Annotated in this window: 13 protein-coding genes; 8 read left to right on the top strand and 5 right to left on the bottom strand. The window is 67.7% G+C overall.

Annotation, left to right across the window (positions count from 1 at the left end; translation table 11 throughout):
- Window positions 1-3: 3 nt before the first annotated feature.
- Entirely contained in the window at window positions 4-309 is a 306-nt protein-coding gene (locus BLR75_RS19745) for a hypothetical protein (RefSeq protein ID WP_084315512.1), read from the bottom strand.
- 351 nt (window positions 310-660) lie between these two features.
- Here BLR75_RS19745 and BLR75_RS19740 point away from each other — a divergent pair, with 351 nt between their 5' ends.
- The 6 genes from BLR75_RS19740 to BLR75_RS19715 all read left to right on the top strand — a co-directional run bounded on the left by BLR75_RS19740 (window position 661) and on the right by BLR75_RS19715 (window position 6,813).
- Window positions 661-1,836, top strand: a complete 1,176-nt coding sequence (locus BLR75_RS19740) for a PepSY-associated TM helix domain-containing protein (RefSeq protein ID WP_084315514.1) — start codon at window positions 661-663, stop codon at window positions 1,834-1,836.
- The gene (locus BLR75_RS19735; protein ID WP_084315516.1) at window positions 1,833-2,366 is read left to right on the top strand and encodes a thiamine pyrophosphate-binding protein; all 534 of its coding nucleotides are present in this window, start codon (window positions 1,833-1,835) and stop codon (window positions 2,364-2,366) included. The genes BLR75_RS19740 and BLR75_RS19735 overlap by 4 nt, the downstream gene beginning before the upstream one ends.
- Window positions 2,363-2,680 carry a hypothetical protein gene (locus BLR75_RS19730; protein ID WP_084315517.1) on the top strand — a complete coding sequence of 106 codons (318 nt, stop codon included), beginning with the start codon at window positions 2,363-2,365 and terminating at the stop codon, window positions 2,678-2,680. The genes BLR75_RS19735 and BLR75_RS19730 overlap by 4 nt, the downstream gene beginning before the upstream one ends.
- A gap of 119 nt (window positions 2,681-2,799) precedes the next feature.
- A complete protein-coding gene (locus BLR75_RS19725; protein WP_084315519.1) occupies window positions 2,800-3,333 on the top strand; it encodes a sigma-70 family RNA polymerase sigma factor in 534 nt (177 codons plus the stop codon).
- Window positions 3,333-4,298, top strand: coding sequence for a FecR domain-containing protein (locus tag BLR75_RS19720; protein WP_174688591.1), 966 nt, complete (start codon window positions 3,333-3,335; stop codon window positions 4,296-4,298). The genes BLR75_RS19725 and BLR75_RS19720 overlap by 1 nt, the downstream gene beginning before the upstream one ends.
- Window positions 4,299-4,401: 103 nt before the next feature.
- Window positions 4,402-6,813 carry a TonB-dependent siderophore receptor gene (locus BLR75_RS19715; RefSeq protein WP_084315521.1) on the top strand — a complete coding sequence of 804 codons (2,412 nt, stop codon included), beginning with the start codon at window positions 4,402-4,404 and terminating at the stop codon, window positions 6,811-6,813.
- Window positions 6,814-7,077: 264 nt separating this feature from the next.
- Here the strand turns inward: BLR75_RS19715 and recJ are convergent, their stop codons facing one another.
- The 3 genes from recJ to BLR75_RS19700 all read right to left on the bottom strand — a co-directional run bounded on the left by recJ (window position 7,078) and on the right by BLR75_RS19700 (window position 10,611).
- Window positions 7,078-8,793, bottom strand: coding sequence for a single-stranded-DNA-specific exonuclease RecJ (gene recJ, locus BLR75_RS19710; RefSeq protein ID WP_084315523.1), 1,716 nt, complete (start codon window positions 8,791-8,793; stop codon window positions 7,078-7,080).
- Window positions 8,794-8,827: 34 nt separating this feature from the next.
- The gene (locus tag BLR75_RS19705; RefSeq protein ID WP_084315525.1) at window positions 8,828-9,367 is read right to left on the bottom strand and encodes a YaeQ family protein; all 540 of its coding nucleotides are present in this window, start codon (window positions 9,365-9,367) and stop codon (window positions 8,828-8,830) included.
- Between the two features lie 71 nt (window positions 9,368-9,438).
- Window positions 9,439-10,611 (bottom strand): GGDEF domain-containing protein, encoded by a 1,173-nt coding sequence (locus BLR75_RS19700; protein ID WP_084315527.1) that lies wholly within the window; start codon window positions 10,609-10,611, stop codon window positions 9,439-9,441.
- A gap of 257 nt (window positions 10,612-10,868) precedes the next feature.
- On the opposite strand from BLR75_RS19700, the gene BLR75_RS19695 reads away from it, so the two are divergent.
- Entirely contained in the window at window positions 10,869-12,068 is a 1,200-nt protein-coding gene (locus tag BLR75_RS19695) for a CaiB/BaiF CoA transferase family protein (protein WP_084315529.1), read from the top strand.
- A gap of 162 nt (window positions 12,069-12,230) precedes the next feature.
- On the opposite strand, the gene BLR75_RS19690 is transcribed toward BLR75_RS19695, so the two are convergent.
- The gene (locus BLR75_RS19690) at window positions 12,231-12,512 is read right to left on the bottom strand and encodes a DUF3509 domain-containing protein (protein ID WP_084315531.1); all 282 of its coding nucleotides are present in this window, start codon (window positions 12,510-12,512) and stop codon (window positions 12,231-12,233) included.
- A 205-nt stretch (window positions 12,513-12,717) separates the two neighbouring features.
- Here BLR75_RS19690 and BLR75_RS19685 point away from each other — a divergent pair.
- Window positions 12,718-12,981, top strand: a 264-nt coding sequence (locus BLR75_RS19685) for a transposase domain-containing protein (RefSeq protein WP_175469377.1), incomplete at its 3' end; no start/stop codon positions are given.

Genomic DNA, 12,981 nt, shown 5'->3' with positions numbered 1-12,981 from the left:
GTATCAGTGCCGGGTCGGCTGCCCACCGGTGAGCGAATCGAGATCGAGGGCCAGGCGGTAGCGCTTCTGCTCGTCGCGCTCCAGCACGCCGCTCTTGTGCAGCCGGCGCAGGGCCTGGCGGATGCAGTTCACCGGGATGTCCAGGTCCTGCTCCTGCAGGCAGGCGTGCAGTTCGAGGGCGGTGCCGCTACGGCAGTAGTAGAGCAGGTCGAGCACCTTCAGCCGCGACATGCTGCAGCGCAGGCCGGCACGCTCCAGCAACTGCCGGGCCGGGCGCGGGGACGAAGGATGGGTGGAAGTGGCGGGCATGCGAGTCTCCTTTCTCGTCTCGTTGTTGTCGGTCCGGGCGGAGCGAATCCGCCGTGTTCATAGATAGAGACGAACGAGAAGGAAAAACCCGCAGGAAAAATCACGCTTTTTTCAGGCCCGCCCCGAAGTGCCACCCCGAAAAAGCCGACGCAGGAGCGTCGAAGGCGGCATTCCCACGCGGGAGCGTGGGAACGATCAGTCCGCCGCTCCCGGCCCGAAACAATTGCTTGCAACTGCAACTGCCGGGTTTTGCCGACTCGTCCGTCCTTATCCATGGCACCCCCGTTCCTTTGGTGTCCTTTGCCCGTCTGCCCGGCGGGCTTCTTTCCACTTCCTGCAGTCGACTCCCCAATGTCCAAGAAATCCCGATCCAGAACCTGGTTCCTGGTGCACAGCTGGCTCGCGCTGCCGATCTGGTTCTTCGTCTTCCTGGTGTGCATCACCGGCACCCTGGCGACCGTGAGCCAGGAGATCGTCTGGCTGGCCAACCCCGCGGTGCGCGCCAGCGCGCCAGACGACGACGCCCCGCGCCTGGGGCATGACGCCATCCTCGCCGCCATCGCGACGCAGCAGCCCGGCGCCTCGCTGCAGCGGCTGCACGTGCCCGGCGAAAGCCATTTCGCGCTGGAGGCCGAAGTCAGCTACCCGGATGGCCGCAACGCCACGCTGTACGTGAACCCCTACAGCGGCCGGGTGCAGGGCAGCAGCCCGCTGTTCGACTTCCGCGAGTTCACCCGCGCCCTGCATGGCTGGTGGCTGGTGCCGTGGACCAACGGCTACAGCTGGGGCTGGTACCTGGTGTCGCTGCTCGGCCTGCCGATGCTGGCTTCGCTGGTCACCGGGCTGGTGGTGTACAAGCGCTTCTGGCGCGGCTTCTTCAGGCCGACCCTGCGCTTCAACCAGGGCGCGCGGATCTTCTGGGGCGATTTCCATCGCCTGACCGGGATCTGGTCGATCTGGTTCATCGCGGTGATTTCCATCACCGGCACCTGGTTCCTGATCCAGGCGCTGCTCTACGACAACCACGTCACCCTCTCCAGCGAGGGCGTGCCGACCATCATCGCCCACGACCAGGTGCCGCTGACCGACGGCAACCCGCCGCCGCGCATCGGCCCGGACCAGGCCATCGCCGCCGCGCAGGCGCGCATCCCCGGCCTGGAGCCGGTCTGGCTGAGCTTCCCCGGCGACGCCTACGGGCATATCGAGGTGACCGGCAAGGCCTGGTACCCGCTGATGTACGAGAGTGCCTCGGTGAACCCCTACGACGGCGCGGTCGAGGCCACCCGCCTGCTCGGCGACCGCAGCGGCGTGGAGTTCGTCACCGAATCCATGCGTCCGCTGCACACCGGCGATTTCGGCGGCCTGTGGATCAAGCTGGTGTGGTTCGTCTTCGGCCTGCTGCTGAGCATGATGGTGCTCAGCGGGCTGCTGGTCTGGAGCAAGCGCACCCTGATCGCCAGCGCCAAGGAACTCCGGCGCGCTTCCTCGGCGAAACTCGCCACCGCCAGCCTGGAGACCAACCAATGAACGCTACCCAGCGAATCTCCGCCCCGCGGCGCCTCTGGCTGCGCTGGCGCTTCCACCTCAGCGCGCTGCTGGTGCTGATCCCGCTCGGCTTCATGCCGGCCTATTTCCACGAGGCGCGGCTCGACCGCGGCCTCGGCGGGCTGGGCGAGCGCGAGGTCGGCGAACTGCAGGTCGGCCCCTGGAGCGTGCGGCTGGCCGAATGGGAAACCGGCGCGCCGGAACTGGAAGGCCGCGCCGGCTACATGAAGGCCTTCACCCTGGCGTTCTGCGGGGAATGCGACCCGCAGGTGCGCGCCGCCTATCTGCGCATCGGCCAGCCACGCGACCTGCGCACCGCCGGAGCGCTGCTGTCGGGCAGCCCGTCGCGGCGTTTCGTCGAAGTGCCGGTGCCTGCGCGGGCGCGCCCGGACGACGCGCTCTGGCTCACCGTCGAAGGCTGGGACGGCAGCGTCCGGCAGACCAGCATCCCATTGGCCCAGGCATCGCCGTCGCTGGTCGCCTGGCTGCAGCAGCGAGGCAAGAACCAATGAAGCGACTTTCCCTGCCGGGCGCCCTGTTCGCCCTGGCCGTCAGCCCGGCCGCCTCCGCCCACGGCCTGTTCTGCGAATGCAAGGCGCTGGATGCCGAACAGGTCCGCTGCATCGCCGGCATGAGCGATGGCAGCGCGGCCCCCGGCGCGACCCTCGACGTGGTCGGCTACGACGGCGGCGTCATCCTGCCCGGCAAGCTGGGCGCCGACTCCAGCCTGACCTTCCGCCGCCCGCCCGGCGAGTTCTACGTGCTCTTCGATCTCGGCCCGGGGCACACGGTGGAGGTCGATCACCGCGACATCAGCGCTCCCTGAGGACGGCCACGGAACGCCGGGATGCGCCACCCGTCCCGGCGCCTTGCTGCCGCGCCGGGCATATCTGTAGAATGAGAATAACTCTCAAATAATTAACCTTCTCATCTCAAGGCCCACCCATGTCGACACCCGACCAGGCCTACCTGCGCCAGGTGCATTTCTATTACCGGGACCATCACGGCCTGGTCCGCAACTGGCTGTACAAGATGCTCGGCAACGCCAGCGACGCGGCGGACCTGGCGCATGACGTGTTCCTGCGCCTGCTGGTGCGCAAGCGCGAGTTCGAGAGCGACAGCCACGTGCGCGCCTATCTGCTCGCGGTGTCGCGCAATGCCTGCATCGACTTCCATCGCCGCCGCCAGGTGGAACAGGCCTGGCTCGATGTGCTGGCCAGCCGCCCGGACGCCTATGCGCCTTCGGAAGAGCAGCGGGCGATGATCCTGGAGGCGCTGGAGCAGGTCCACGCGATGCTCGAAAGGCTGCCGGAGAAGGTCGCCGAAGCCTTCCTGCTGTCCCAGCTGCAGGGCCTCGCCTATCGCGAGATCGCCCAGCGCATGGGACTTTCCGAGCGCACCATCGGCAAGTACATGGCCCAGGCGATGTACCATTGCCTGCTGCTCGAAGCGGAACTCGACGAGGCGCTGGCCAACTGATGAGCACCCGGCCCGACCACTCGACGCTGCAACAGGCCGCCCAGTGGTACGCCCGCCTCGCCGCCGCCCCCGACGATGCCCGGGTGCGGGAGCGCTGGGCGCAGTGGCATGCGCAGAGCGAGGTGAACCGCACCGCCTGGAGCTACGTCGAGCGCATCGGCCAGCGTTTCCAGCCGTTGCAGGACGACGGCGATACCGCCCTGCAGACGCTGCGTTCGGCGCGCCGCGCGCAGCCGACCCGGCGCCAGGCCATGAGTGGCCTCGCCGTGCTGCTCGGCGGCGCATTGCTGGGCTGGGGCGGCTGGCAGAACCAGCGTCTGCGCGCCGGACTGCTGGCCCTGCGCGCAGACCTGCGCAGCGGCACCGGCGAGATGCGCGAGGAACGCCTGGCCGATGGCACGCACATCTGGCTGAACGGCAACAGCGCGCTGGACCTGGACTTCCGCAGCGACCTGCGCCGCCTCCTGCTGCTGCAGGGCGAAGTGCTGATCGAAACGGCCAGGGACGACCGCCCCTTCGTCGTCGAATCCGGCCAGGGCCGCATGCGCGCGCTGGGCACGCGCTTCAGCGTGACCCAGCAGGACGGCGCCACCCGTCTGGCGGTGTTCGACGGCGCGGTGGAAATCCGCACCGCCGACGGCACCTCGCGCCAGGTGATCGAAGCCGGCAGCCAGGTGCGCTTCGACAGCGCCGTCATCGCCGCCGCGCAGCCCGCCGACCCAGCCCGGCAGGCCTGGAGCAAGGGCATCCTCGCGGCCAACGACATGCCGCTCGCGGCCTTCGTCGAGGAGCTGTCGCGCTATCGCCACGGCCATATCGGCGTCGATCCGGCGCTGGCCGACCTGCGGGTGATGGGCAGCTTCCCGCTGCACGACAGCGACCGCGCCCTGGCCATGCTGCAGGGCGCTCTGCCCGTGCGCATCCAGCGCACGCTGCCCTGGTGGGTCAGCATCGAGCCGCGCTGATCGTCGGCAAGATGAAAATTATTTTCATTCGTGCTTCCGGTTTTGCGCGCTCATCCGATTCAGAAGGTGACAACCGCCTGCCCGCTCGAACAAGGACCCCCGAATGTCACCTCGCAAGACCGCTTCACCTCGCGCCACCCTCCGCCGCCTGAGCCTGTGCGTTCCGCTCGCCCTCGGCAGCGCCCTGCCCCTGGCCGCGCTGCACGCCGCCGAGCAGGCGCAGGTGCAGACCCGCCATTACGACATCCCCGCCGGACCGCTGGCCGAACGCCTGAACCGCTTCGCCGCCGAGGCCGGCATCTACCTGGCGGGCGACGGCGCGCTGGCGGCGGGCCGGGAAGCCCAGGCGCTGAAAGGCGACTACAGCGTCGAGCAGGCGCTGGCGGTCATGCTCGCGGGCAGCGGCCTGGAAGCCATGCAGACCGCCGCCGGCCACTACGAGCTGCGTCCGCTGCCGGTCAGCTCCGACGCGCTGGAAATGGGCGCGGTGACCATCTCCGGCAAGGCGCCGGGCGCGACCACCGAAGGCACCGGCTCCTACACTACCTATTCGTCGAGCAGCTCCACGCGCCTCAACCTGACGCCGCAGGAAACCCCGCAGTCGGTCACCGTGCTGACCCGCCAGCGCCTCGACGACCAGAAGCTCGACAACATCAGCGATGCGCTGGAAGCCACCGCCGGCATCACCGTGCTCCGCTCCGGCCTCGGCGCCGATACAGAGCAGTTCTGGTCGCGCGGTTTCGAGATCCGCAACTTCTCCATCGACGGCGTACCCACCTCGTCCCTGCTCGGCAACTACCTGCAGAACACCGCGGCCTACGACCGCGTCGAAGTGGTGCGCGGCGCCACCGGCCTGGTCAGCGGCATGGGCACCCCAGCGGCGACCATCAACCTGATCCGCAAGCGCCCGACCTTCGAACCGCAGGTTTCCCTGACCGCCGAGGCCGGCAGCTGGGACCGCTACGGCACCGGCCTGGACGTCTCCGGTCCACTGAACGACGAAGCCACGGTGCGCGCCCGCCTGGTGGTGGACTACAAGGACCAGCACGCCTGGGTCGACGAATTCCACGAGAAGACCAAGCTGGTCTACGGCATCAGCGAGTTCGACCTGAGCGAGGCCACCCTGCTGACGCTGGGCTTCAGCCACCTCACCGTCAACGTCGACACGCCCATGCGCACCGGCTTCCCGCTGCGCTACAGCAACGGCCACCGCACCGACTTCAAGCGCTCGGCCAACAGCTCGCCGGACTGGACCTACTACGACAACACCGTGGACAACATCTTCGCCTCGGTGGAACAGCGCTTCGACAACGGCTGGAGCGGCAAGGTGGAGCTCAGCCACTCGCGCTACCAGTACGACTCGGTGGTGACCTACCTCGCCGGCGAACTCGACGAGGCCACCGGCGCCGGCGGCGTGATCTGGCCTACGCGCTGGGAATCCGATCCCGAGCAGGACAACCTCGACGCCTACGTCACCGGCCCGTTCTCGCTGTTCGGCAGGGAGCACGAGCTGATCAGCGGCGTGACCCTCTCGCAGGTCCGCGAACTCGACTATCCCGACTACGGCGGCTGGCTCGGGCCGTGGAGCGACTACGACGGCAGCATCCCGAACATCCACACCTGGAACGGCAAGATCGCCGAACCGGTGTTCCAGCAGATCGGCGAGGGCGACACCCGCGAGAACCAGTACGGCGCCTACCTGACCTCGCGCTTCCACCTCACCGACGCCACCAACCTGATCCTCGGCGGCCGGGTGGTCGACTGGAAGCGCACCACCGAGAGCCAGCCGTTCGGCGCGCCGGAGACGAAGAACACCGAACGCGAGAGCGGCGTGTTCATCCCCTACACCGGCCTGACCTACGCGCTGGACGACGTCTGGTCGGTGTACGCCAGCTACACCAAGATCTTCAACCCGCAGGGCTCCTGGGTGCGCGACGCGAACAACCAGCCGCTCGACCCGGAGGAAGGCACCAGCTACGAGACCGGGGTGAAGGCGGCGTTCTACGAAGGCCGGCTGAGTTCCAGCCTGGCGCTGTTCAAGGTCGAGCAGGACAACCTGGCGATCTGGGACGGCGTCGCCTACACCGCCAAGCAGGGCACCACCACCAAGGGCGTGGAGATGGAACTGAACGGCGAGCTGGCGCCCGGCTGGCAGCTCACCAGCGGCTACGCCTACAGCGTGAGCACCGATGACGACGACAAGCGCATCCTCACCGACGTACCGCGCCACAGCCTGAAGGCCTTCACCACCTACAACCTGCCCGGCGAGTGGGACAGGCTCACCGTCGGCGGCGGCTTCAACTGGAGCAGCAAGACCGGCTACGACCTGCACTACTACACCCAGGGCAGCTACTACGTGGCCAACCTGATGGCGCGCTACGACTTCAACGAGCACCTGTCGGGGTCGGTGAACCTGAACAACCTGTTCGACCGCGAGTACTTCAGCAACGTGACCAACTACGGCGTGTACGGCGCGCCGCGCAACCTCATGGCGAGCCTGAAGTACAACTTCTGATCGGGACTCCTGCCTACACGTCTGCGCGGCGCATCCCTCACCCTAACCCTCTCCCGGAGGGAGAGGGGACTGTCCTGAGTTGCCGGTTGGCACGTCATTCATCCCGATGCCAATCTGCCCCTTCTCCCCCTGGAGCGGGGCGCGCAGCCAGGGCTGGGGTGAGGGAATCTCCAACGCCGAACGTCCCGTAGGAGCGAGCTTGCTCGCGAAGTCCTGTGTAGGAGCGGGCCATGCCCGCGACCCGACAATGCCCCGCCCTGCCCCTCAGCGCGGCGCCAGGTGCGCCACCATCAGCTGCACGCTTTCGTTGCCGCGGAACTCGTTGACGTCGAGCTTGTAGGCCATCTCGACCCAGCGCACGGTGGGGTTCGGCCAGATTTCGCGGTCGATGTTGAAGGCGATGCCGTCCAGCTGCCGCGAGCCGCATTCGGTCTTCAGCACCAGCTTCAGGTGGCGCTCGCCGACCAGGCGCTGCTGGACGATCTGGAACACCCCGTGGAACAGCGGCTCGGGGAAATGCTGGCCCCAGGGACCGGCCTGGCGGATCGCCCGCGCCAGCTCCAGGTGGTATTCCTCGGCGCTGAGCTGGCCGTCGGAGAGCAGGCGGCCGGTCAGGTCGTCCTCGTCCAGCTGGCGGCGCACCTCGGCATCGAAGGCGGCGGCGAAGGCGCCGAAGTTCTCCTGCGGCAGCGACAGGCCGGCGGCCATGGCGTGCCCGCCGAACTTGGCGATCAGCCCCGGATGACGCGCCGCCACGGCGTCCAGCGCATCGCGGATGTGGAAGCCCGGCACCGAACGCGCCGAGCCCTTGAGGCTGCCGTCGCCGGCATCGGCGAAGGCGATGGTCGGGCGGTGGTAGCGCTCCTTCAGGCGCGAGGCGAGGATGCCGATCACCCCCTGGTGCCAGTCCGCGTCGAACAGGCAGAGGCCGAACGGCATCTCGTCGAGCGGCAGTTCCTTGAGCTGCGCCAGCGCCTCGCGCTGCATGCCCTGCTCGATGGCCTTGCGGTCCTGGTTCAGCGAATCCAGTTGCGCCGCCATGTCGCGGGCCAGCGCCTCGTCCTCGCAGAGCAGGCATTCGATGCCGAGGGACATGTCGTCCAGCCGCCCCGCGGCGTTCAGGCGCGGGCCGAGGATGAAGCCGAGGTCGGTGGAGGTGATGCGCCGGCAATCGCGCCCGGCCACTTCCAGCAGCGCCCGCAGGCCCGGCCGCGCCCGTCCGGCGCGGATGCGCGCCAGCCCCTGGTGGACCAGGATGCGGTTGTTGGCGTCCAGCGGCACCACGTCGGCGACGCTGCCGAGGGCGACCAGGTCGAGCAGTTCGGCGAGGTTCGGTTCGGCGATGCCGCGCGCGGCGAACCAGCCCGTCTCGCGCAGGCGCGCACGCAGGGCGAGCATCACGTAGAAGATCACGCCGACCCCGGCCATGGCCTTGCTGGGGAAATCGCAGCCCGGCTGGTTGGGATTGACGATGGCGTCCGCCGCCGGCAGTTCCGGGCCCGGCAGGTGGTGGTCGGTGACCAGCACGCGCAGCCCGGCGGCCCGCGCCGCGGCGACGCCATCGATGCTGGAGATGCCGTTGTCCACGGTGACCAGCAGGTCCGGACGCTTCTCCAGCGCCACGGCGACGATTTCCGGGGTCAGGCCGTAGCCGTATTCGAAGCGGTTCGGCACCAGGTAGTCGACCCACTCCACCCCGAGCATGCGCAGCGCCAGCACGCCGACGCTGCTGGCGGTGGCGCCGTCGGCATCGAAGTCGCCGACGATGAGGATGCGCTGGCGACGCTGCAGGGCATCGACCAGCAGTTCGACGGCGGCGTCGATGCCCTTCAACTGCCGGTACGGGATCAGCCGCGCCAGGCCCTTGTCCAGCTCGGCGGCGGACTTCACGCCGCGGGCGGCGTACAGGCGGGTCAGCAGGGGCGGCAGGTCGCCGAGGTCGGGAAGGGTTTGCGGCAGGGGGCGGGGTTCGATGCGCATGAAACGACTCTGTTTCCGTGAGATTCGGGCGTGCTTATCGCTCGCCCATCAGCCATTCGAGCTGCAATTCATGTTGACCATTCTCGTCGGTGACGAAGATCGTCCCCTCGCTGACCATCACCGTCCAGTTGATCGAGCGCGGCAGGTCCTGCGCCAGGGCTTCCAGTGGCTCCTGGGGCAGCGAGGCGACGTTGAGGTTCTTCAGGTGGCGGACGCCATCGAGGACCTTGGTGGTCCATACCCGCAGGTTGCCGTAGGCCAGCAGCGACAGGCGCTCGCAGCGGCGCGAGCACCACACCAGGCGATCGCTGTCCGGCTGGCCGACCTCGATCCAGTGCAGGATGCGGTCGTCCAGGCTCTTCTCCCACAGCGACGGCTCTTCCACGTCCGACAGGCCGCGACCGAAAGCCAGCTGCTCGTTGTACCAGATGACGTAGGCGAGCAGGCGCACCGCCAGGCGTTCCTCGGTTTCCGAGGGATGGCGGGCAACGGTGAAGCGCAGGGTCTCGTAGACGCCGCGATCGAGGTCGGTGAGGCTGATGTCGGCTTTGTAGGGCGTGGCGGAGAGGGCCATGGCGATTCCTGGCGAATGCGGAGGGCGGCAAGTCTACCCTGAAAGCACTGCGTTGGTTGGCCTGGCGGCGCTCAATCTCGCGCGCGACGATCGCCGCCCGGTTCCGATGCCGCCAGTTCGATACGGTTGCGCCCCTTGGCCTTGGCCGCGTACAGCGCCTGGTCGGCCAGTTCGAGCAGCCGCGCCAGGTCGTGGCCGGCCTCCCGGGTGGTGGCGATTCCGATACTGACGCTGAGCTGGCCTTCGGCGATGAACGGCAGCTCGGCGAATTCCCGGCGCACCCGCTCGGCCACCTGGTAGGCGCCTTCGGCGGCGGCCTCGGGCAGCAGGCAGGCGAATTCCTCGCCGCCGATGCGGGCGAAGATGTCCTTGCGACGCATGCGCGATGACGTGATGCGGCTGAACTCGACCAGCACCTGGTCGCCGGCCGGGTGGCCGAAGGCGTCGTTCAGCTGCTTGAAGTTGTCCAGGTCGCAGAGCAGCAGGGCCGCCGACTCGCCACGCTCGGCGCACATGCGCAGCAGCAGCTCGCCGGTATCCATGAAGGCGCGGCGGTTGCCGGCGCCGGTCAGCGGGTCGCTGAGGGCGGCGGAGCGGAACTTCAGCTCGGCGCGTTCCTTGACCATCGCCAGGGCGGCGAAGGCGAGGCCGATGGCGAAGAGCATGGTCTCGAAGATCAGGATGGCGAAGAAGCTGATTCCGCCCTCCGGCACCGGGGCGTAGGGCAACTCGCGATCCAGCACCAGCCGCACGCTGTATACGCCGATGTGCAGGGACAGCAGGAGCAGAATCGGCCGCAGCGAAACCTCGAGCTTCCTGCGGCTGCGCCACAGCTCGCCGCCCGCCAGCACGCAGTAGGCGATGGTCAGCAGCGAGCCGAGCAGGATGCGCGCCGGCAGCGACTCGTAGAACGGCGGCCAGATGCACATCAGCAGCCACAATGCCACGCCGGCGAACACTCCCGGCCAGTGCGGCGGGCGCCCGGCGAAGACGCGCATGGACATCCAGATCATCGCGTAGGAGAAGAACAGCAGCGCGTTGCCGATGACGATGGGCACGTAGTCGATGCCGAGATTGCGCAGGCTGCCGAGGAAGGTCGCCAGGGCGCCGAGCAGCAGCGCCGCGCTCATGTAGCCGAGGGTCGGCTCGCGGCGGCCGCGGTACCAGGCGAAGCACATCAGCCCCCCGACCAGGGTCAGGATGTACAGGTCGACGACCAGCAGTGTCGGGACGCTCAGTTGCATGCCGCCCCCTCGCCCGTCCGGCTCACAGCGTTCCCGTGCCGCGCTGGACGACCATGGAGCAGGAAGGATGCGAAGGCATGCATGGCTCGGCACTCTGTCCCTGTCGGGACAAGCTGTTGGAAGAAGGGATACAGCCTTACTTTACGCGCACCGCGTCTGTGCGCAAATCCTCAAAAATTCCATGGTTTTCTCCGGACTACCCGCAGCGCATCGCTCGCGCTAGAGTCGCGGGCATTGCCTGCCGAATGGAAAATCCGATGAACGTCCCTGCCAAACCCCTCGCCGGCCTGAAAGTGGTCGAACTCGGCACCCTGATCGCCGGCCCGTTCGCCTCGCGCATCTGCGCCGAATTCGGCGCCGAGGTGATCAAGGTCGAATCGCCGGACGGCGGCGACCCGCTGCGCAAATGGCGCAAGCTGTACGAAGGCACGTCGCTGTGGTGGTTCGTGCAGGCGCGCAACAAGCGCTCGCTGACCCTCAACCTCAAGCACCCGGAAGGCCGCGAGATCCTGAAGAAGCTGCTGGCCGACGCGGACATCCTGATCGAGAACTTCCGCCCCGGCGTGCTGGAGAAGCTCGGTTTCAGTTGGGACGTCATCCACGAACTGAACCCGAAGCTGGTGATGGTGCGCCTGTCCGGCTTCGGCCAGACCGGCCCGTACAAGGACCAGCCGGGCTTCGGCGCCGTCGGCGAATCCATGGGCGGCTTGCGCTACATCACCGGCTTCGAGGACCGCCCGCCGGTGCGCACCGGCATCTCCATCGGCGACTCCATCGCCGCGCTGTGGGCGGTGATCGGCGCGCTGATGGCGGTGCGTCACCGCGAGGTCAATGGCGGCCTCGGGCAGATGGTCGACGTGGCGCTGTACGAGGCGATCTTCGCCATGATGGAAAGCATGGTTCCGGAGTTCGACGTGTTCGGCTTCATCCGCGAACGCACGGGCAACATCATGCCCGGCATCACGCCCTCCTCCATCCACACCAGCGCCGACGGCAGGCACGTGCAGATCGGCGCCAACGGCGACGCGATCTTCCGCCGCTTCATGCAGGCCATCGGCCGCGACGACCTGGCCGACGACCCGACCCTGGCCGACAACGCCGGCCGCGACCAGCGCCGCGACGAGCTGTACGGCGTGATCGACCGCTGGGCGCGCTCGCAGACGCTGGAACAGATGCTGGAGCTGTTGAACCGCGCCGAAGTGCCGGCCAGCCGCATCTACTCCGCCGAGGACATGTTCGCCGACCCGCAATTCCTCGCCCGCGAGATGTTCCTCTCGGCGAAGCTGCCGGACGGCAAGCCGTTCAGGATGCCCGGCATAGTGCCCAAGCTGTCCGACACCCCCGGCTCCACCGAATGGATCGGCCCGGCGCTGGGCGAGCACACCGACGGCCTGCTGGCGGAACTGGGCTACGACGCAGCGAGGATCGCCGAGCTGCGCCGCGACGGGGCTGTATAGGTTCCGTCGACCTGCAGGAGCGGGCCATGCGCGCGAATCGCACGCATGGCGTGCTCCTACATGTAGGGCGGATGAAGCGGAACGCTTCATCCGCCGAAGGGCCCGGTGGCGGATGACGCTGGCGCGTCATGCGCCCTACCCGGACACCCAATCGAAACCGTATCAGGTCCCGTAATACAGCACCTGCGCCCGCTGGCGCAGCGCGACGAGCACGTCCTCTTCGATACGCCCTTCCTGGACCAGCAGGTCGCGGCGGATGGCCTGCAGCGCCTCCTCCCCCTCCCTGCCGTCGGCCAGATGCTCTCCGGCGATCACCCGCCGCATCACGACTTCGCCTTCCTCGTTGGCCAGGGTCAGCACGCGTCCGCCATCCGGGCGCGCGGCGCCCAGTTCATGAGCGTAGGGAGCGAAGGTGTCGGTCAGCAGTCTGCTCAGCCGGTCCATCTGTTATCTCCTTGTTTCTGTTCGAAAAAAGACACAGGGAGACTGACCTCCGGGGTGACGACAAAGTTCGCGGAAAACCGATGAAATGCAGGTAAACAAAATGAAAAAACCCGCCAAACGGCGTAATGCTGTTCACTTAAGCATTTGAGCCTCAGCGGGGCCTTCCCTGAAAATCCGATGCCAGACTTCTGGCATCGGATTTTTTATGTCTTTCCAACAGCATCTGCTCGACTTGGGCGACCTGTTCAACTTCTCCGATCTGAGCACCTTCACCCAGAACATTCCGGTCGAGTGGGTGGAATCCGCGCTGCACCTTTCCTCGCAGGCCACCATCCGGCGGCGGCGCCTGCCTGCCGATCAGGTGCTCTGGCTGGTACTGGGCATGGCGCTATTCCGCGATGAGCCCGTCCATGAAGTGGCCAGGCGCCTGAATATCTGCGCCCAGGGCCTGGCTTCCGACCACCTGCTG

It is taken from the genome of Pseudomonas jinjuensis (genome assembly GCF_900103845.1).
GTDB lineage: Bacteria > Pseudomonadota > Gammaproteobacteria > Pseudomonadales > Pseudomonadaceae > Pseudomonas > Pseudomonas jinjuensis.
Note: the sequence above shows the minus strand (reverse complement) of the source record. Positions and strands in the feature narration are given on the sequence as shown.

What these genes read in the sequence shown, in the direction of transcription:
- BLR75_RS19730 (WP_084315517.1), top strand. Translation starts at nt 2,363, where the DNA reads ATGAAGCGACTTTCCCTGCCGGGCGCCCTGTTCGCCCTGGCCGTCAGC.
- BLR75_RS19705 (WP_084315525.1), bottom strand. Translation starts at nt 9,367, where the DNA reads ATGGCCCTCTCCGCCACGCCCTACAAAGCCGACATCAGCCTCACCGAC.
- BLR75_RS19690 (WP_084315531.1), bottom strand. Translation starts at nt 12,512, where the DNA reads ATGGACCGGCTGAGCAGACTGCTGACCGACACCTTCGCTCCCTACGCT.
- BLR75_RS19700 (WP_084315527.1), bottom strand. Translation starts at nt 10,611, where the DNA reads ATGCAACTGAGCGTCCCGACACTGCTGGTCGTCGACCTGTACATCCTG.
- BLR75_RS19695 (WP_084315529.1), top strand. Translation starts at nt 10,869, where the DNA reads ATGAACGTCCCTGCCAAACCCCTCGCCGGCCTGAAAGTGGTCGAACTC.
- BLR75_RS19740 (WP_084315514.1), top strand. Translation starts at nt 661, where the DNA reads ATGTCCAAGAAATCCCGATCCAGAACCTGGTTCCTGGTGCACAGCTGG.
- BLR75_RS19715 (WP_084315521.1), top strand. Translation starts at nt 4,402, where the DNA reads ATGTCACCTCGCAAGACCGCTTCACCTCGCGCCACCCTCCGCCGCCTG.
- BLR75_RS19725 (WP_084315519.1), top strand. Translation starts at nt 2,800, where the DNA reads ATGTCGACACCCGACCAGGCCTACCTGCGCCAGGTGCATTTCTATTAC.
- BLR75_RS19745 (WP_084315512.1), bottom strand. Translation starts at nt 309, where the DNA reads ATGCCCGCCACTTCCACCCATCCTTCGTCCCCGCGCCCGGCCCGGCAG.
- recJ (WP_084315523.1), bottom strand. Translation starts at nt 8,793, where the DNA reads ATGCGCATCGAACCCCGCCCCCTGCCGCAAACCCTTCCCGACCTCGGC.
- BLR75_RS19720 (WP_174688591.1), top strand. Translation starts at nt 3,333, where the DNA reads ATGAGCACCCGGCCCGACCACTCGACGCTGCAACAGGCCGCCCAGTGG.
- BLR75_RS19735 (WP_084315516.1), top strand. Translation starts at nt 1,833, where the DNA reads ATGAACGCTACCCAGCGAATCTCCGCCCCGCGGCGCCTCTGGCTGCGC.